Genomic DNA, 19,548 nt, shown 5'->3' on the forward strand with positions numbered 1-19,548 from the left:
CAAGTTATTAATTTGCATTTTGACACACCCTCTTCTGTTCGTCTTTAGAATTCTATATCTACGTCTTTTCGGTATCCACTCGATGTAAAGACGCAGAGAAGTTCATTATCTTCATTCGTAATCCTTACTTCTGCAAACGGCATACGATGATGGTTGACAAGTTCTTTAGCCTCTGCATATCCCCCCTTGACATACGCCCCCAGCATTTAAATGATTGGGCGTCACTTTCATTCTTACGCGGGCATATCCCTCCTTTAATTCAAGCAACTCTGCACCTACGAGAGCTGCAAATTTATCTTTTGCAAAGAAGCCTTTTAGTTTTTCCATTGTTTTATTTATATATAGTAGTGTGATTCAACGGTTGTGTAGAATCATTGTTGGCGAAGTTAGAAAGAAAAAGTGAGATAATTCTTTCTGTCCTGAAAATAGTATGATAAGATAGATGAGTGGCCATTTGGCTAGCCTAAAAGTTTTGATTAACATTGAGATTGTTTGATGGCTTTTCCGTAAATTTGCAGTATGAAGATAATCGTAGGGAAAGAAATAGAACAAGTATGTCCGCAGTTTGTGGGAGTATATGTCGAGGCACAGGTGGTTAACACTGCTTATTGCCAACCTCTTTGGGATGAAATCAATCAATTAGGTGAACACTTTCGAGCAACATTGACGACCGAACAACTGAAAGATATAAGCGGCATTGCAGCCACTCGGAAAGTTTATAGAGCCTGCGGAAAGGATCCTTCGCGCTACCGTCCGGCTGCAGAAGCACTCGTTAGACGTTTATTACAGTCGAAAGAACTTTATCAAATCGATACGTTGGTCGACTTGATAAACCTTGCCAGCATGTCTTTCGGTTACAGTATAGGAGGCTTCGATGCCGATAAATTTGTAGGCGACACACTGCAATTAGGTGTCGGTCGCGAGGGCGAACCATACGAAGGAATAGGTCGCGGAATGATTAATATAGCCGGATTACCCGTTTATCGCGATGAAATAGGTGGAGTAGGTACACCCACCAGCGACCATGAACGGACGAAAATCAGCATTAATACATGTCACCTTGCCGTTATTATTAACGGTTATGATGGTGATGAGAAGCGTGTACAGGATAATGCCGAGTTCATTCAGAAACTACTGCGCAAGTATGCTGAGAGCGATGGTGGGAGTTACTTCCTTTTTCGTTAGGCTTTCGTCTTTTGAAATTTAGACATTCCGGTCTTGAATTTATCAAAACCATTTCCATATACTCCGATGACATTACTTTGTGAAACGAATGCCGATGGGTCTATCTCGTTGATGATATGGAAGATGACTCCCGACTCTCTTTTCTTGGCTAGGATAAATAACATCTTTACTTCATGACCGGAATAGAAGCCATGTGCATCTATGACTGTGGCACCACGACGGGGTGAAACATTGATACGGCTTGCTATCTCTTTGTATTTATCCGAGATAATAAAGAACTGTACGGAGCGTCGCATGCTATTGACAACTTGGTCAATACAAAATGCTGTCACCCACAGAACCACGTAACCGTAAATCACTTGTTCGAAGTTGTGGAACACAAAATAGCTCGACGAGATGATGAAAATGTCACACATCATGATGACACGTCCCAAGGATATGTCTTTGTATTTATTGATGATGGTTGCAACAATATCTGTTCCGCCAGTGCTACCATTGAAAGAGAAGCTAAGACCAATACCACTTCCGCAGAAGATAGCTCCAATAATACTAGCCATGAAAGGCTGGTTTTCTAGCAAATGTACATGAACACAATTCCTAAAGAAAGCTGTTGAGACGGTCAAGACAAATACTGCATAGATAGTCTTCATACAAAATTTCAACCCTAATACGCGTAGTGCGATAGCTAATAAAATTGCATTTAGGGTGAAATAAGTATACTGTACTGGGATTCCAAGTCCCCAATAAAGAACAGAAGCAATACCGGGTACACCATTGGTTGTAATGTTGTTGGGGAGTAGGAAAATTGTCCATCCCATTACATAAGATACCATTCCGATTAGAATCATGAGATAGTCTTTAATCTCATTGGTAACAGCACGTCTGTCAGTTCTTAACATCATCATTTCAATATGCTATAAGTTGTTTATCTTGGCTAGTCAGTGTTTCATGCTATAAAGACGGTGCAAAGTTACACTATTTTTGATTTATCCACTCTTATGTGCCCCTTTTTTTCTTCATTATCGGCTACTTTGTATTTTTATTGAAAATATATTGATTTACTGCAGAGGCTTGATAGTATTTCTGCCTTGTTGTTTCAGTTTTGCTGATTGGGCTTTTCAGAATTGTTGCCTCGGCTTTGCAGCGCATTAGTCGACGAATAGACCTGTTGGCAAGTAGACGAGTTTGGGGTGTGAAGTGCTGTGTTTTCCACTTCTATAGTTTATGAGTTTTGCTACCACTATAATTCATTTAAATTGTTTATCTTTGTAGCGACAACACAAATATGAAGTAATGAAGAAAATCGTAATAGGCATTGATGTAGGTATTAGTACTACAAAGATTGTTGGTGTTGATAGTAGTAGGATGGTTATCAACCCTTTTCGTATCAAAGCTACCGACCCTGTGACAAGTCTCTATGGAGCATTTGGTAAGTATCTCTACGATAATAAGATAGAACTAAACGACGTAGAACAAGTGATGCTCACCGGTGTTGGGGCAGCATATATCAACAGTCCTATTTACGGGTTGCCCACCAGTAAGAGTCAAGAGTTTATAGCCGATGGGTTGGGAGCGCGGTATGAGAGTAAGCTCGACCGCATGATAGTGGTGAGTATGGGTACAGGTACGAGTCTTGTTATGTGCGATGGCGATGATATTCGCCATATTGGCGGTATTGGTATTGGGGGGGGGACGCTTCAAGGGCTAAGTCGTATCATGCTGAAGACCGATGATATTAAGCAGGTGGCAAGCCTAGCTATGCAGGGTGATATTAGTAAAATCAATCTGTTGATAGGCGATATTAGCGCACGTCCACTTCCCGGCCTGCCTATGAATGCAACTGCATCGCTCTTCAGTAATGCCAAGGCTAATGCCAGTAGAGAAGATATTGCTATCGGACTTATTTGTATGGTACTACAGTCTATTGGTAGTGCCAGCATCCTTTCAAGCCTTGGTAGCGGTATCAAGGACTTTGTGATGATTGGCAACCTTACACTGTTGCCACAATGCAAAGAAGTGTATCCGGGGTTGGAGAAACTCTACGGAGTACATTTTAGGATTCCTAAGTACAGTGAGTTCTGTACAGCCATTGGCGCAGCACTTGATTATATGGATAAGAAGTAAGCTTTATGAGCAATGGAAAAATTATCATCGCCGGTATTGGTCCGGGTAGTAAAGACGATATAACCCCAGCTGTGCTTGATGCAGTTCATGTTTCCGATGTTATTGTAGGATACAAATACTATTTTCAGTTTATCGCTCCATATCTCCGAGAAGGTGTGTCGTGTATTGATACCGGAATGAAAAAAGAGCGCGAACGCGCTCGAATGGCTTTTGAGGAAGCCGAGAAAGGATTGACGGTTTGCGTGATTTCTAGTGGAGATGCCGGTATATATGGCATGGCTCCGCTTATTTTAGAAATGAAACGGGAGCGTAGTAGTAACGTAGAGGTGGTGTCGTGTCCGGGTGTGAGTGCCTTTCAGAAGGCAGCTTCCTTACTCGGTGCTCCTATGGGACATGACTTTTGTGTCATCTCGTTAAGCGACTTGATGACTCCATGGCATCTTATTGAGCGCCGAATCATTGCTGTGGCACAAGCTGATTTCGTTACAGCTGTATACAACCCTAAAAGTAATGGCCGTTATTGGCAGTTATATAGATTGATTGAACTGTTCCTAAAGAATGGCCGAAATGCTGATACACCGGTTGGATATGTGCGTCAAGCCGGTCGACCGGAGCAATCTGTACATCTGACAACGCTTGGTGAATTCAATCCTGAAAAGGTGGATATGTTCACTATTGTCATCATTGGCAACAGTCAAACCTATCAATGGGGAGAGAGCATGATAACCCCTCGTGGATATTATCAAGCCAATGAAGCATCTGAAGACAAACTTGGTAGGCAGATCATGATTAAAAGTTTCCAGACGATTGCTAGCGAACTTAAAGATAAGGATATACCACTTGACCATCAATGGGCATTGCTCCATGCCATCCATACCACTGCCGACTTTGATATGGAGGATATTCTTTATACCGATAAAGGAGCTGTAGAGACGCTTTATAATGGGATTGTAGATGGTCGGATTGATACGATTGTCACCGACGTGACGATGGTAAAGAGTGGCATTCGCAAAGGAGCTTTGGCTCGACTGGGCGTCAATGTACTGTGTTATTTGGACGATTCGCGTGTCAAGGAAATGGCAGAGAAAGAGGGAATAACCCGTACTCAGGCCGGTATTAGACTAGCTGTGGTCGAGCATCCGCATGCTCTTTTCGCATTTGGCAATGCACCTACGGCATTGATGGAACTTTGTTCGCTGATGCGTCATGGTAAAGCTCGGCCGTCGGGTATAGTTGCTGCCCCTGTTGGATTTGTACATGTGTGTGAGAGTAAGCACATGGTAAAGACCTTTCAAGAAGTCCCGAAACTGATAGTAGAGGGGCGAAAAGGCGGAAGTAATTTAGCTGCGACGCTTTGTAATGCTATTCTCTGCTTTGACGATGCTGCACAATTGCGACCGGGTAGAGATTTGTAGAACTTTTCAATTCATCTTATAAACGCATGAGATTCATCGTTATCGGACTTTCAGATTCGCCTAGTTTTGAGTTGCCGGTTGCTGCTTTACAAGCAATTGAAACCGCTAAAGTGTTCTCTGGGGGAAAGCGTCACCATGAGCTGGTACAACATTTGTTGCCCATGGATGCTATCTGGATAGATATTGTAGCCCCGATGACAATGGTCTTTGATGAGTATGAGAGCGTCAGCAATGAAATGCGGGTCGATGAGATAGTAGTGTTTGTTTCCAATGATCCCTTGTTTTATGGTTTTGCCAATACTATTAAGCGCTTGAAGCCTGATGCCGAAATACAGCTATATCCCTATTTTAATAGTCTACAAATGTTGGCTCATCGGCTCGTGATGCCTTATCATGACATGCGAATCGTGAGTTTGACCGGGCGCCCTTGGCATGAATTTGACCGTGCCTTGATAGAACGAAGTCTGAAAATGGGCGTGTTGACCGACCGGGAACATACACCGGCAGCGATTGCCACACGTATGTTGGAATATGGTTTTGACGGATATGTGATGTCGGTTGGGGAACATTTGGGACATCCCGATAAGGAACGAGTTCGTAGTTTTGCATTGGAAGACGCTGTAAGGCATGAGTTTGAATATCCTAATTGCCTGATACTTCATGCTGATGACGATGCTGTGCCACAGCGTGAATATGGTATTGAGGAACAACGTTTTGCCCTTTTGGATGGTCGAGTCAATATGATAACGAAGATGCCGATTCGGTTGTTGTCGCTCCAAGCACTACATCTACGTAGCCATCAGGTGTTTTGGGATATAGGGTTCTGTACAGGGAGTGTCAGCATTGAAGCCAAGTTGCAATTCCCGCATTTACATGTTGTGAGTTTCGAGATTCGCCCCAAATGTGAGAAAATATTGCAAGAAAATCAAAGGCGATTCCATTGTCCGGGCATTACGGCGGTGATGGGCGATTTCATGAAAGTGGATTTAGCCAATTTTCCTGCTCCCGATGCCGTGTTTATAGGTGGACATGGTGGACGCTTAAAGGAAATATTGAATCGTGTTTATCTGCTATTACCGGTTGGAGCACATGTTGTTATGAATAGCGTCACATCGCAAAGTTTCGATTTGTTCAATGAAGCTGCTACAGAGTTAAGGATGCATACCATATCTCCAATGCGACTCACAGTAGACAATCATAATCCAATTTATATTTTATCAGCAACGAAATGAAAATAGCTATCATCCCTATATCAGCTCAAGGTAGAGCCATTGCCGACAAGCTAAAAGTAGAGTTACAGGGCGAAATTATAGTACGTGAAAGCGTAGGACGAGTTTTTCATGACTTTGATGCCTTTGTGTTTATTGGTGCCATGGGTATTTGTGTGCGTACGATAGCTCCTTTTGTGGAAGATAAACATACAGATCCGGCTGTAATTTGTATTGACAGCATGGGCAATAATGTCATCAGTGTGTTGAGTGGACATGTGGGTGGTGCGAACAAACTGACCCATGAGATTGCTGGAATGCTTGGCACTATGCCGGTCGTAACTACGCAAAGCGATTATGAAGGACTTTGGCCGTTGGATACATTGGCTAGACAGTTTGGTTGGACAGCCTCCAAAACGGAACTTAATGACTGTATTTTTGCCTTTACGAACCATAAACCGACGGCCTTACTCTTGGAGGTGAAAGATAGAGGAACAGAGTATTTAGAGCGTACTTGTCCTGATTTTGTGGATATTTATTATTGTTCGGAAGATATTGATACCTCTCGCTATGCTCTCATTTTGTCGGTTAGTTACCGGCAACAGCCTGTTGTTACTGATAATTTGACGCTAAATTATATACCTCGTTGTGTACATGTGGGATTGGGTTTGGCTCATCAAGCACAACCAACAGAGCAAATTCTTGATGAAATTTGGAGTGCTTTGTTGCGTCACAATGTTTCTCATGATGCTATTATAGACTTGAATACAATAGATGTAAAGGCCGATGAGCCGGTTGTTGCTGTATTGGAAGAAACGTATCCCTTTCATTTCTATACGGCTGAAGAGCTACAGAAGATAGATGTTCCTAATGGGAGTAAAGTGGTAGCTAAACATGTAGGTACGCCCAGTGTGAGTGAGGCTTCGGCATTATTGGCTGCAAGTGGGGGGCAACTTGTTGTGGAAAAGCAGAAAGGTGAGAAGTGGACATTGGCGGTAGCAGTTGATGTGGCTTTTCAACGTGGTGCGCATATTGAGTTTGTAGGAGCAGGGCCGGGCGATCCTGATTTGATTTCTGTTCGGGGACGCAATCTCCTTGAAACGGCCGATTTGATACTCTATGCAGGTAGCTTGGTACCTAAAGCGGTGGTAAGTTGCGCTAAAGCAGGGGCGACGGTGAGGAGCAGTGCTGATTTAGACCTTGAAGAGCAGGTGGAATTGATGCAGAATTTCTACCAAAAAGGAAAGCAAATAGTGCGTCTGCATACCGGAGACCCTTGTTTGTATGGGGCTATTCAGGAGCAAATGGCTTTGCTTGATAAGGCTCATATGAATTATCATATAACACCGGGAATTAGTGCTTTTCAAGCGGCGGCGGCAGAGTTGCGTTCTCAATTTACCATTCCGCAGAAGACACAGACGATCATTCTAACCCGTGGAGAGGGGAGAACCCCTATGCCTGAAAAAGAAAAGCTACACATGTTGGCTCACAGTCAAAGTACAATGTGCATCTATTTGAGTGCGACACTCGTAGATGAAGTGCAGAAAGAATTGTTAATGGAATATCCGGCTGAGACTCCTGTTGCAGCTTGTTATCGTTTGACATGGCCTGAACAGAAAATTTTTAGAGGTCAGTTGAAGGATTTGGCAAAGATAGTAAAGGACAATCGGCTGACACTTGATACATTGTTGGTAGTAGGAGAAGCCATTGGTAACAGGTCAGGATTGAGTGAATTATATTCTAGTCATTTCACCCATTTGTTCAGAAATGCAAAATCCTGAGTTGCGAGACAGAGACCAAGTGGTTGCCGGCAGTGTGCTTGTTTATGGCGGAACGACCGAAGGGAGGATTGCTGTGCAGGTGTTGGAAGAAGCCGGACGAACATTTTATTATTCTACAAGAACCGACTCGCAAGAGGTGACATTACACCATGGTACTAGATTGGTTGGTGTAATGACACATAAGGAGAAGATTACTTTTTGCGAAAATCATGATATTCGTCTCGTCATAGATGCTACGCATCCTTTTGCGGAACACATCCATGAGTCTATAGTGCGATTGGTTAGCGAATTGGAAATACCTTTAATACGCTTTGATAGAAAATCTATAAATCAAAGCTTAAATGTTTGTTGGATAGATAGTTATGCCTCTTTTGTACAAGAGATAAAATTGTTAGAGATGCAATCTCAGAAAACTGTTGTTTTGTCTCTTTGTGGAGTCTCTGCTGTCAAAGAACTTCATACTTTAGAGAGTGTGGCAAATGTGCATTATCGGATACTCAATACGCCTGCAAGCAAAGAAAAGGCTTTGGCTGATGGAGCTGATGAGAGCCATCTATATGATAGTCAGGAGGAACTGGAACCGCTCTTGGAACGGCTGCGTCCGGACATTATCGTTATCAAAGAAAGTGGAAGTTCTGGTGGATTCCAGCAAAAGGTAGAGGCGGCTTTACGCATAGGTTGTAAAGTATATGCTATTAAACGTCCCGATTATCATGCTGTGTTGTCTCGTTTTCGAATACCGAAGAGTTGTTATCAGATAGTGAATGGCCCCTATGGACTACGACGTGCAACCGAAAAACTCTTCCCCAATTTCTTTGAATTGAAGAGTGGGCTCACTACAGGAACATATGCGACGGTAGCCGCTATCGGTGCTTGTAGACGTTTATTGCAATTAGATGAAGCTCCCATTGCGAGTGTTAAAGTTGTCATTCCGAACGGTGAATCGCTCTCTGTACCTATATATGATGGTGAGGATGAAAGCGGAAAAGTTTATTGTATGTGTATAAAAGATAGCGGGGATGATCCTGATGTAACCAACGGATTGGAGGTTTGTGCCTACGTAGAGGTTGATGCTACTGCCAAAGGACAACCGGATGATATTGCAATAGATGGTGGAGTAGGGGTTGGCATAATTACCCTGCCGGGATTTGATACGCTGCCCGGTGAGCCAGCTATCAATAAAGTGCCACAACAGATGATTCGACAAAACCTGCGATTGTTGACTGATGAACCATTACGTGTGACGATTAGCGTGCCTCGTGGAGAGGAAATTGCCGGTCGGACTTTTAATCCCAGACTTGGAATAAAGGGAGGAATAAGCATTGTAGGAGTGTCGGGGATTATCAAACCATTCTCAAAAGAGGGTTTTCTAAATTCTATTCGTAAGTGTATGCATGTTGCTAGAGCTACAGATTGTGACCATGTCGTCATCAATAGTGGGGCAAAGAGTGAGCGATATGTAAAGGCTTTTTATCCACATTTGCCCTCACAAGTGTTTGTAGAATATGGAAATTTCATAGGGGATACAATTAAAATGGCTGCTGATGAGGGATTCACTAAACTCTCATTGGGTATTATGCTGGGAAAAGCGGTGAAACTAGCGGCTGGTCATCTAGATACACATAGCAAGCATTCTACAATGGACAAGGCTTTTATTGCGTCGATGATGGTAGAAGCCCGTTGTGGAAAAGAGGTATTAGAAGCACTTGACAAAATCAAATTGGCTAGAGAGTTATGGAAAATTATGCCTCAATCGGATGTGCAGAACTTTGTGAATGTAGTTCGCAGATATTGTTTATTATATTGTGAACCGTTAGCTCCGGACTGTGAGGTGGAACTCTTGTTAATAGACAATGATGGTCGAATTTGGTAGAATGGAGTCTTAGTACTTTCGTTGTCTAGAGAAAATGATGGAGGCAACGATGGGTGCACCGACTAAAGCTGTGACCGAATTGACGGGTAAAGCCCCTTCGATACCGGGGAAACGTACCAAAAGATTACAGACAAGAGCTAGTAGACTACCTGTTAACATGGTTGCAGGCAGGAGTATACGGTGGTCGGATGTCTGGAAGATAGAGCGACAAAGGTGGGGGACGGCCAAACCTATGAACATGATAGGACCGCAATATGCCGTAATGATAGCAACGAGTACGCCACTCGCAATAATAACTAAAGTGCGGGCACGCCGTACATTCAGTCCTAAATTTCGTGCATAGTCATCACCCAGTAGAAGCAAATTGAGCGTCTTAACCATTAGCAATTGTAAAGGTAATAGAATACCCATGATACATACAAAGAGCCACATCTCGCCACCACTGACACGAGCAAAGCTGCCCAACCCCCATACTACGAATGCTTTGACGTCTTCTTCGGGCGAAAAGAACTTTAATACTCCGATGATGGCTGTGGCTAGATAACCAATCATGACACCTATGATGAGAAGTGTTACGCTGCCTTGTACCTTCTGAGATACGGCTACGATAAGTGCCATAACTGCCAATGATCCAATGATGGCAGCTGATGTCATGGCTACATCGCCAAAGATACCAAGTCGGCTGAGAGCTACACCTCCGATGGAACCTGATAATAAGACAACGAAAGCAACGCCTAGACTGGCTCCGCTGGAGATGCCTAATACAGATGGACCAGCCAATGGATTGCGGAAAATAGTTTGCATCTGTAGACCGCTTACAGCCAATCCTGCACCGGCAACAAGTGCCACCATTGCCTGTGGAATACGTGATTTGAGAACGATGTTTCGGGAGATAATCCCTACATCTTGCCCATCTACTAAGAGGTGATAGACGTCATTGAAAGGAACATGCACTGAACCAATCATGACATTGAGAATCCAAAGCAGGATAATCAGTAGGAATATAAGGACAAATATGATGAGATGCTTGTTCAAATGAGCAGGGTTTTTATTTCAGAAGTTGATAATATTTGGGTTTGTAATCTTTGAGTAATTCGGGATGGAAGATGTGAATGAGATCTTTGAGCAGTATATCCGGCTCGACAGGACTACTTTCATAATAAGGAGATTGCTTCATGTTGCAATAGATGACATGTTTTTTCTGCCATGCTTTAAAATCCTTGTTACGTGGGTCGCTCTTTGCTAATGCGTCGTAAGAAAAGTGTCCTTTAAAACTGTTAAGAATACGCCAATAGTCGGCATTAGCCCCTTTAGCATACATTTCTTCGTATTCTAGTGGATAACCTCCGCTGTGTTTATCATGTTGTAGAATGTATTCTGCTCCTGCATCGTGAAAGAGTTGAGCAAGATGGTTGCGCCCTCCGACAGCAAACCAACGTCCGAAATGCATCTCACCACTCATTACGGTAGGACGGTTAGTAGTCCTTAAGGCTAATTTCTTGGCTTCTTCGTAACGCTGTACGATTGCGTTGAATAGCGAGTCGGCTTCTCTTTCCTTTCCTATAAATAGTCCAACAAATTTTAACCATTCTGCTTGACCGAGTGGAGTTTCCTCTTTATATCCTAAGTGTGGAATCAAGACGACACTGGTTTGTTTGATAGCGTCATATCCCCCACGCTTAAATGGAGAGATAAAGATGAGTTGTGGATCGGCTGCTATAATCTTTTCGTTGTCGAAATTGCCCTCGTGCCCAATTTTAACTATGTTACCAGCCTTTACAAGTTGTTTGACTTCTTGGTTGAATAGGTTCTTTGTGCTTGTGATACCTGAAACCTTATCTAGTGCATGGAGAGCAATAAAATCGGCCAACTGTAGAGTTGTCATGGCAATACAGCGAGTGATAGGAACTTCAATACGGGTGTATCCGGCTGGATTTTTTATCTCTGTTCCTCTTGGAATTAAGGCGAATTTGTAGTCTGTGGGCATTTCTTCAACACCTTTCATCGCCTTTATTGGCTTCACTTCAACGAGTTTTACGCCATTAGGGAGACTTTGTACGCTAAACCCTTGAGCGTAGTTGATATGAGTGGTATCGCTCGTTTCTGATTCAATGTTCTTATTGCTGATAGTTTGTTTATTACTTCCTTTGCAAGCAATAAATAATAAGGATGTAAATAACAAGACATATGTGGCATATTTGTTCATATTCATTGTATTCTTATATTATTCGCAAAATTAGCAAAAAAAATGATTTTAGGTATATGTAGACGTATATTTTGGGTAGTTGTATCTATATTGGAATGCGAAAGGAGATACTAAAAATGCCGCTTTTTTACATAAATTTATAGGTCAGATGCGCTTGTTATATGTTTTTTCTATACCTTTGCCAGCATGTCTAAATCTAATTATTAACTAATTAACAATCTATTATGCAAGAAACACTTCACAAAGTTTTATCGGGTGATTTCAATAAAACGAAATTCCTGATGTTTGCGATTACGATGCTTGTCACCGTAATCGTATGGAATCTTCCAACTTCTTTTTTCGGTATTGATGGACTTACTGTAGTTCAGCAACGCGTTATTGCTATCTTCGTCATGGCTGTCTTGCTGTGGATAACTGAGGCGATTCCCGCGTGGGCAACCTCCGTTTGTATTATCTTCGTGCTGCTCTTCTTTGTATCCAACAGTTCTTTTAAGTTTTTCCAAGGTGCAGAAGGGCAGTATGGACAGTTGCTTGACTCTGTGGGTATCATGGCTTGCTTTGCCGATCCAACAATTATTCTGTTCTTAGGTGGTTTTGTTTTGGCTATCGCTACAACCAAGAGTGGTCTTGATGTGATGATGGCTAAGGCGATGATAAAGCCCTTCGGTAATAAATCAGAGAATGTTCTTTTGGGCTTTTTGCTTATTACCGGTATCTTCTCTATGTTTATTAGTAATACGGCTACAGCTGCTATGATGCTGACATTCTTGGCTCCTGTGTTTCGTGCATTGCCTCCTGAGGGAAAAGGGCGTATCGCTTTGACATTGGCAATCCCTATTGGTGCAAACATCGGTGGTATGGGTACACCTATTGGAACACCTCCAAATGTATTCGCAGTCAAATATCTGAATGACCCGGCAGGATTGAATATGGGGATTACTTTCGTCCAATGGATGATGATCATGATACCACTTGTTATTGTCTTATTGACTATTGCATGGTATCTTCTTACTAAATTGTTCCCCTTTAAGCAAAAGACTATCAATCTAGAAATCAATGGTAACATGAATCGTAATTGGCGTACGGTTGTTGTAGCTATTACATTTATTGCCACGATTTTGTTGTGGGTATTTGGCGATAAAGTCGGTATTAATGCTAACACTACAGCTATGTTACCAATTGCTGTGTTCGCTTTTACCGGTGTTTTGAGTGCTAAAGATTTACAAGATATTGACTGGGGCGTCATTTGGATGGTAGCTGGAGGATTTGCTCTAGGTATGGCTATGAATGGAACAGGCTTGGCTGAACAGGCTATAAAGAGTATTCCATTCGGCAATTGGAATCCGTTTGTTATTCTTATTGTGGCATGTTTGATTTGCTATGTATTAAGTAACTTCATTAGTAATACTGCTACAGCGGCTCTATTACTTCCTATTCTTGCCGTAGTTTGTAAGGGTATGGGTGAAAATTTAGGTGCTATTGGTGGTACAGTAACTGTTCTTGTAGGTATCGCAGTCGCTGCTTCTGCTGCTATGTGCTTGCCTATTAGTACTCCTCCTAATGCTATAGCTTTCTCAACAGGGTTGGTTCGCCAAAACGATATGCTTAAAGTTGGTATCATGGTGGGTGCTATCACGCTTGTACTAGGTATTAGTGTCCTAATCGTATTTGGTAAATTAGGTATATTCTAGCAAGATATTAGATTAAAAAAATATTTCTATATCGTATTAGGGGCTAATTCTTTATTGAAGGATTAGCCCTTTTCTTTTGGGTAAAATAATTACTCTTTAAAATAAGAATACATAGTTCTCTAAACAACATTGGCTCTTTAACTGTAGTTTACATTCCTAAATAGAACATAATTATTTGATTTGGAAAGCATTATAGGATTAATTAATTGTTAAAATGATACTGAATTAACAATTCTTATTATTAAGAATCGAACTTCCTTTTTAATTTAATTTTATATTTGTATCAATCGAAGTAAAATAGAATTATACGGATACCATGTCGCAATCTATCATGAATAAAAACTCCATTTAGATTTGTGTATCATGTATTTGTATGGTATTAGAATATATTTATAAGATGTTAAGTCTGATTGCTATAGTATTCAAAGAGTATGAATACTGCATGAAGGGTAGATATTAGGTATTTTATCTATCTGGTTTTTAATTCAAATTGGGATATGGTTGGGATTTCGCCGTGAGGTGTAATCCCTTCTTTTTTATATAGTGGTTGGAAAATTATAAATTGTTTGAATCTTAAAAGAATATATATGACTTTGATATAAATATAGTATCTTTGTAGCAAACTATTATACTAAACAATCAATGAAAACATTTAAAACATTTTTTTTGGGGGGTATTATATCTTGTTATGCCTTAAATGTAGCGGCAAAAGGCTATGTACAACAAGGTGATAAGTTTACCATTCAAGTAGAGAAACAGTCTTCGGAGAGTCCAAGACTAGTTCGTCTTCAAGTGATTAACGATAAGATTATCCGTGTAGAGTCTACAAGGGAAACTTCTTTCCCTGTGAAGAGTAGTCTTATCATCGTCCCACAATTGGTGACACCGAAGTATAGTGTGACAGAACAAGATAATACGTTAACAGTCACTACAAAGCAGTTGCAAGCAATTGTGGATAAGCAGACTGGCCGTGTACGCTTTTTAACTCGTGATGGTAAGCCTCTATTATCAGAATCAGAGCCGCAAGGCAAGACTTTTAAACCATTTGTTGTTCCACAACGTGAGATTGGAGTAGGAACACTTACCGATACTCAAAAGAATGGATGGACGTGGCATGCTGTTTTTGATAGTCCTGCCGATGAGGCTTTCTATGGATTGGGGCAGCATCAATCTGAAGAGTTATCAATGAAAGGTAAGAATGAAGGTTTATTTCAATACAATACGAAGATTAGTGTTCCTTTTGTGATAAGTAATAAGAATTATGGCCTATTATGGGATAGTTATTCTTATTGCCGATTTGGTAATCCAAATGATTATTTACAGTTGAGCAGTGCTTTTAAGCTGTATGATAAGAATGGAAAGGTCGGCTCGTTGACAGGAACTTACATTTCAAAGGATGGACATAAGTTGGAACGAACCGAAGACAGTATCTATTTTGAAAACTCAGAGACGATAGGTAATCTTCCTCAAGGATTTAAACTTAACGGTTCACATGTGACGTATGAAGGATTTGTAGAGGCTCCTGTTGACAACCTTTATCGCTTTATCCTTTATTATGCCGGTTATATCAAGGTGTTTATAGATGATAAGGAAGTGGTTCCGGAACGTTGGCGTACGGCTTGGAATCCCAATTCTTATAAGTTTACCTATCCCTTGAAGAAAGGTGTAAAGGCACGTTTACTGATAGATTGGTATCCGGATGGTGATGTTTCCTACTGTGGATTGCGAGCTGCTGTGCCACAAAGTGAGGCAGAACAAAATAAACTCAGCATTTGGAGTGAGATGAGTCGTGATATGGATTACTACTTTATTGCTGGACAAAATATGGATGATGTAATTTCCGGTTATCGTACATTGACCGGTAAAGCACAAGTATTTCCTAAGTGGACATTGGGCTTCTGGCAGAGTCGGGAGCGCTATAAGTCATCTAATGATATTGAAAGTACGCTTGCGGAATTTCGTAAACGTCATATTCCTATTGACAATATTGTACAAGATTGGAACTATTGGAAACTAGATAGTTGGGGAAGTCATGTCTTTGAACAGTCACGTTATCCCAATCCGCAAGCTATGCTCGATAGTGTACATGCTATGCATGGGCGTTTTATGATTTCTGTTTGGCCAAAGTTCTACTGCTCTGTAAAGAACTATAAGGAGCTGGATTCCAAAGGTTGGATGTATCATCAGGCTGTCAAAGATAGCATTTACGACTGGTTAGGTTTCATGGGTTCGTTCTATGACGCTTATGATGCGGATGCTCGTAAGATGTTTTGGCGCCAGATGGATGAGAACCTATACACTAAATATAAGTATGGTATAGATGCTTGGTGGATGGATGCGAGCGAACCAAACGTCCGTGACTGTACCCCGATGTGGTATCGTAAGGCTTTAAGTGGCCCTACTGCGCTAGGTTCAAGTACAGAGTTTTTCAATGCCTATAGTATTGTTAATGCCGATGCCATCTATAATGGGCAACGCTCGGTAAATCCTAATACTCGTGTATTCTTGCTTACTCGTAGTGGTTTTGCCGGCGAACAACGCTATGGAACAGCATCGTGGAGCGGTGATATTGGTACACGTTGGGAAGATATGCGTGCTCAGATGACGGCCGGTATGAACTATTCGCTGTGTGGATTGCCTTTTTGGGGCATGGATCAAGGAGGTTTCTGTGTAGAGAATCGCTATATGGCTGCTCAGCAACATTTTGATGCTACGGGTGAAGAGAATGCTGACTTGACGGAATGGCGTGAATTACAAACACGTTGGAATCAGTTTGGTTGTTTTATTCCATTGTATCGTACACACGGTCAATGGCCTTTGCGTGAGGTGTGGAACATAGCTCCTGAGTCTCATCCGGCTTACAAAACGATAGTTGCTTATGATAAGTTGCGTTACCGATTGATGCCTTATCTTTATAGCATGGCAGGTGCTGTACACTTCAAAGATTATACGATGATGCGTGCTTTGGTCATGGACTTTACCAGTGATGCAGCTGTTAATGACATTAAAGACCAATGGATGTTCGGTCCGGCATTGATGGCTTGTCCTGTCAGTGTGTACAAGGCACGTAGTCGTCAAGTATATTTGCCTAAGCAGACGGGTTGGTACGACCTTTATACAAATCAGTATTATCAGGGTGGTCAAACCATTACGGCGGATGCACCGTATGAGAAAATTCCTGTATTTGTACCACAGGGTGCTATCATTCCTTTCGGTCCTGAAATAGAATGGAGTGATGAGAAACAGCCCGACTTGATTACTTTGTATGTTTATGCCGGTAAGAATGGAGAGTTTACGCTGTACGAAGACGAAGGTGTGAACTATAACTATGAAAAGGGAAAATATACTACTATCGCAATTAATTACGATGATAGCAAGCATACTTTGACCATCGGTAATCGTCAAGGAGAGTTTGATGGCATGTTGAAGCAGCGCAAAATTAAAATAGTATTGCGTACTCCCGATCAGAAAGTGGCGGGGCTCAATGTAGAACAAGCGCAAGGTCGTGTCGTGACTTATAACGGTAAATGTATAACAGTAAAGTTATAATATGAAGAAAACTTTTGCTTTTTTATTCCTACTGATGGTCTGCCGACTATCAGTAGGCTATGCGCGTGAACGCCAACTGTTTACTGACAGTTGGCTATTTGCTTTAGCCGATTCTGTGGAGATGTCTCAACCTGATTACCAAGACAAGTTTTGGAGACCGCTCAATTTACCACACGATTGGGCTATAGAGGGCGATTTTCATGCCTCAAATCCGTCCGGAGCCAATGGTGGTGCTTTGCTGGGGGGCATTGGTTGGTATCGTAAATATTTTACATTACAAAATATAGAACGAGGAAAACGCTATTTTATCGAGTTCGATGGTGTTTATATGAACTCTACTGTTTATATAAATGGACATAAACTAGGTCAGCGCCCGTATGGATACATTGGATTTGAATACGATCTTACCCCGTACTTGGTTAAGGGAGACAATGTGATAGCTGTCAAGGTTGATAATTCCGATCAGCCCAACTCGCGTTGGTATTCGGGTTGTGGTATCTATCGTAATGTTTGGTTTACGAAGACAAGTTCTCTACACATTGCTCATTGGGGAGTACATGTACAAACGACTCCTAAAGGGAAAGTCGCAATAAATGTCTCATTGGTAGATGAAGACCATTTAGGACAGAAGCCCACAATTCGTAATACCATCTATAATGCTAATGGAAGTGTAGTTGCACGCCATGCAAGCGGTACTCTCAGTCAAGTTCTACGTGTCAAGAATCCCCGCTTGTGGTCTACGGATATTCCTTATATATATAAGGTGAAGACAGAAGTTATTATTGCAGGAAAGACGATAGATGAGGTAATCACCACTACCGGTTTTCGTGATTTCCGCTTTGATAGTAAGACCGGTTTTTGGCTGAATGGTAAGAATATGAAGATAAATGGTGTCTGCGAGCATCACGATTTTGGTTGTTTGGGCTCTGCTATCAATAACGATGCCATTGTACGAAAATTACATTTACTAAAAGAGATGGGCTGTAATGCTATTCGCTGTTCTCATAATCCACCTGCTCCTGAGCTACTTAACCTCTGCGATTCTTTAGGATTCATAGTGATGGATGAGAGTTTTGACATGTGGCGACAGAAAAAAACGGAGTTTGATTATGCTAGATTTTTTGATCAGTGGGCAAAACGTGATTTGACAGATTTAGTACTTCGTGACCGCAATCACCCCTCTATTCTCATGTGGAGTTTAGGAAATGAGGTGTTAGAGCAATGGAATCCTAAGAAGGGGGTAACAACTGGTGATGTCAATATATTGTTAAATGCAGCCCGTGACTCATCTGCTCTCCGACAAAATGGCAAGTCATTAAGCGACAATGCACGTTTGACGATTTGGCTAGCTGATATAGTTCGTAAGTTGGATACTACACGTCCCATAACAGCAGGTTGTAGTGAACCCTCTCCACAGAATCATCTTTTTAAGAGCGGAGCACTTGATCTCATTGGCTTTAATTATCATCATCAGAACATCAAAGATGTTCCGACCAATTTTCCCGGTAAGCCTTTTATCATGTCTGAATCGGTATCGGCTCTTCAAACTCGTGGTTACTACATGATGCCAAGTGACTCTGTGTATGTAGCTCCCACAGATTGGCGCCTGCCTTATACAGATCCTTCCTTCTCATGTAGTGCTTATGACAACATGCATGCACCATGGAGTAGTACGCATGAAACTACTTGGGATGTAGTGAAACATACTCCTTATGTGGGCGGCCAGTTTATATGGACCGGTTGGGATTACATTGGTGAACCCACTCCGTATAGTTTCCCGGCACGTAGCAGTCATTTTGGCATTATTGATTTGGCTGGTTTCCCGAAAGATATTTATTATATGTATCAGAGCGAATGGACTGGCAAGCCTGTTTTACATTTGTTCCCACATTGGAATTGGTTACCGGGGCAGGATATTGACATGTGGTGTTATTACAACCAAGCCGACGAGGTGGAACTTTTCGTCAATGGGAAGAGTGCCGGTGTTCGTAAGAAAGGAGAACACGATTACCATGTGATGTGGCGTGTAAAGTATGAGCCCGGTGCGGTGAAAGTGGTTGCTCGAAAGGGTGGAAAAGTTGTACGTGAGCAGGAAATACATACAGCCGGAGCACCAGCCCATCTACGTATGTCTGTTGATAAGCCAACTTTGAAGGCTGATGGAAAGAGTTTGGCATTTGTAACTATTGAGGTTGTGGATAAAGACGGAAACGTTTGTCCGAATGCCAACAATCAACTTTACTTCTCGATACAAGGGAATGCGAAGATAGTGGGAGTAGATAATGGCTGTTCATACTCTATGGAACGCTTTAAAGATAATAAACGAAAAGCATTTAATGGGCGTTGTCTAGTTGTGTTACAGGCAGGGAAAGAGGCCGGACAAATTCAATTGAGTGCACGTGGCGTTGGGATAAATGATGGAATAATAACCTTGCAGGCAAAATAATTCCTCACTCCTGATTCTTAATTGATAATTTGTTTACTTATCGGCGAGTAGACTTCAAAAAACTGTATGG

At 41.8% G+C, this 19,548-nt stretch carries 12 protein-coding genes and 1 pseudogene; 9 read left to right on the forward strand and 4 right to left on the reverse strand.

Going from position 1 to position 19,548, the window contains the following annotated elements:
* Window positions 1–44: 44 nt before the first annotated feature.
* Window positions 45–327, reverse strand: a pseudogene (locus HMPREF3034_RS12330) (PaaI family thioesterase).
* Window positions 328–519: 192 nt separating this feature from the next.
* Here HMPREF3034_RS12330 and HMPREF3034_RS08370 point away from each other — a divergent pair.
* A complete protein-coding gene (locus HMPREF3034_RS08370; RefSeq protein ID WP_036899999.1) occupies window positions 520–1,185 on the forward strand; it encodes a B3/B4 domain-containing protein in 666 nt (221 codons plus the stop codon).
* Here the strand turns inward: HMPREF3034_RS08370 and HMPREF3034_RS08375 are convergent.
* The gene (locus tag HMPREF3034_RS08375) at window positions 1,182–2,084 is read right to left on the reverse strand and encodes a YitT family protein (RefSeq protein ID WP_036900011.1); all 903 of its coding nucleotides are present in this window, start codon (window positions 2,082–2,084) and stop codon (window positions 1,182–1,184) included. The genes HMPREF3034_RS08370 and HMPREF3034_RS08375 overlap by 4 nt on opposite strands.
* Before the next feature lie 394 nt (window positions 2,085–2,478).
* On the opposite strand from HMPREF3034_RS08375, the gene coaW reads away from it, so the two are divergent.
* From coaW to cbiD, 5 genes are read left to right on the forward strand one after another with little or no spacing between them, the layout of a single operon-like run.
* A complete protein-coding gene (gene coaW, locus HMPREF3034_RS08380) occupies window positions 2,479–3,309 on the forward strand; it encodes a type II pantothenate kinase (RefSeq protein ID WP_036900001.1) in 831 nt (276 codons plus the stop codon).
* 5 nt (window positions 3,310–3,314) lie between these two features.
* Entirely contained in the window at window positions 3,315–4,724 is a 1,410-nt protein-coding gene (cobJ, locus tag HMPREF3034_RS08385; RefSeq protein WP_062434761.1) for a precorrin-3B C(17)-methyltransferase, read from the forward strand.
* 26 nt (window positions 4,725–4,750) lie between these two features.
* Window positions 4,751–5,956: a bifunctional cobalt-precorrin-7 (C(5))-methyltransferase/cobalt-precorrin-6B (C(15))-methyltransferase gene (locus HMPREF3034_RS08390; RefSeq protein ID WP_062434764.1), complete on the forward strand. Its 1,206-nt coding sequence runs from the start codon at window positions 4,751–4,753 to the stop codon at window positions 5,954–5,956.
* Entirely contained in the window at window positions 5,953–7,713 is a 1,761-nt protein-coding gene (gene cobM, locus HMPREF3034_RS08395; RefSeq protein WP_036900006.1) for a precorrin-4 C(11)-methyltransferase, read from the forward strand. Before HMPREF3034_RS08390 ends, cobM begins: the two co-directional genes overlap by 4 nt.
* A complete protein-coding gene (gene cbiD / locus HMPREF3034_RS08400; RefSeq protein WP_231725649.1) occupies window positions 7,661–9,586 on the forward strand; it encodes a cobalt-precorrin-5B (C(1))-methyltransferase CbiD in 1,926 nt (641 codons plus the stop codon). The genes cobM and cbiD overlap by 53 nt, the downstream gene beginning before the upstream one ends.
* Before the next feature lie 9 nt (window positions 9,587–9,595).
* Here the strand turns inward: cbiD and HMPREF3034_RS08405 are convergent, their stop codons facing one another.
* Window positions 9,596–10,621: a FecCD family ABC transporter permease gene (locus HMPREF3034_RS08405; protein ID WP_062434769.1), complete on the reverse strand. Its 1,026-nt coding sequence runs from the start codon at window positions 10,619–10,621 to the stop codon at window positions 9,596–9,598.
* A 13-nt stretch (window positions 10,622–10,634) separates the two neighbouring features.
* Entirely contained in the window at window positions 10,635–11,792 is a 1,158-nt protein-coding gene (locus HMPREF3034_RS08410) for an ABC transporter substrate-binding protein (protein ID WP_062434846.1), read from the reverse strand.
* Between the two features lie 224 nt (window positions 11,793–12,016).
* On the opposite strand from HMPREF3034_RS08410, the gene HMPREF3034_RS08415 reads away from it, so the two are divergent.
* The 3 genes from HMPREF3034_RS08415 to HMPREF3034_RS08425 all read left to right on the forward strand — a co-directional run bounded on the left by HMPREF3034_RS08415 (window position 12,017) and on the right by HMPREF3034_RS08425 (window position 19,478).
* The gene (locus HMPREF3034_RS08415; RefSeq protein ID WP_062434771.1) at window positions 12,017–13,483 is read left to right on the forward strand and encodes an SLC13 family permease; all 1,467 of its coding nucleotides are present in this window, start codon (window positions 12,017–12,019) and stop codon (window positions 13,481–13,483) included.
* 642 nt (window positions 13,484–14,125) lie between these two features.
* The gene (locus tag HMPREF3034_RS08420; protein ID WP_062434774.1) at window positions 14,126–17,032 is read left to right on the forward strand and encodes a TIM-barrel domain-containing protein; all 2,907 of its coding nucleotides are present in this window, start codon (window positions 14,126–14,128) and stop codon (window positions 17,030–17,032) included.
* Between the two features lies 1 nt (window position 17,033).
* Complete coding sequence (locus tag HMPREF3034_RS08425; RefSeq protein WP_062434777.1) at window positions 17,034–19,478, forward strand: glycoside hydrolase family 2 TIM barrel-domain containing protein; 2,445 nt, start codon at window positions 17,034–17,036, stop codon at window positions 19,476–19,478.
* Window positions 19,479–19,548 lie beyond the last annotated feature (70 nt).

It is taken from the genome of Prevotella sp. DNF00663 (assembly GCF_001553265.1).
Lineage (GTDB): Bacteria > Bacteroidota > Bacteroidia > Bacteroidales > Bacteroidaceae > Prevotella.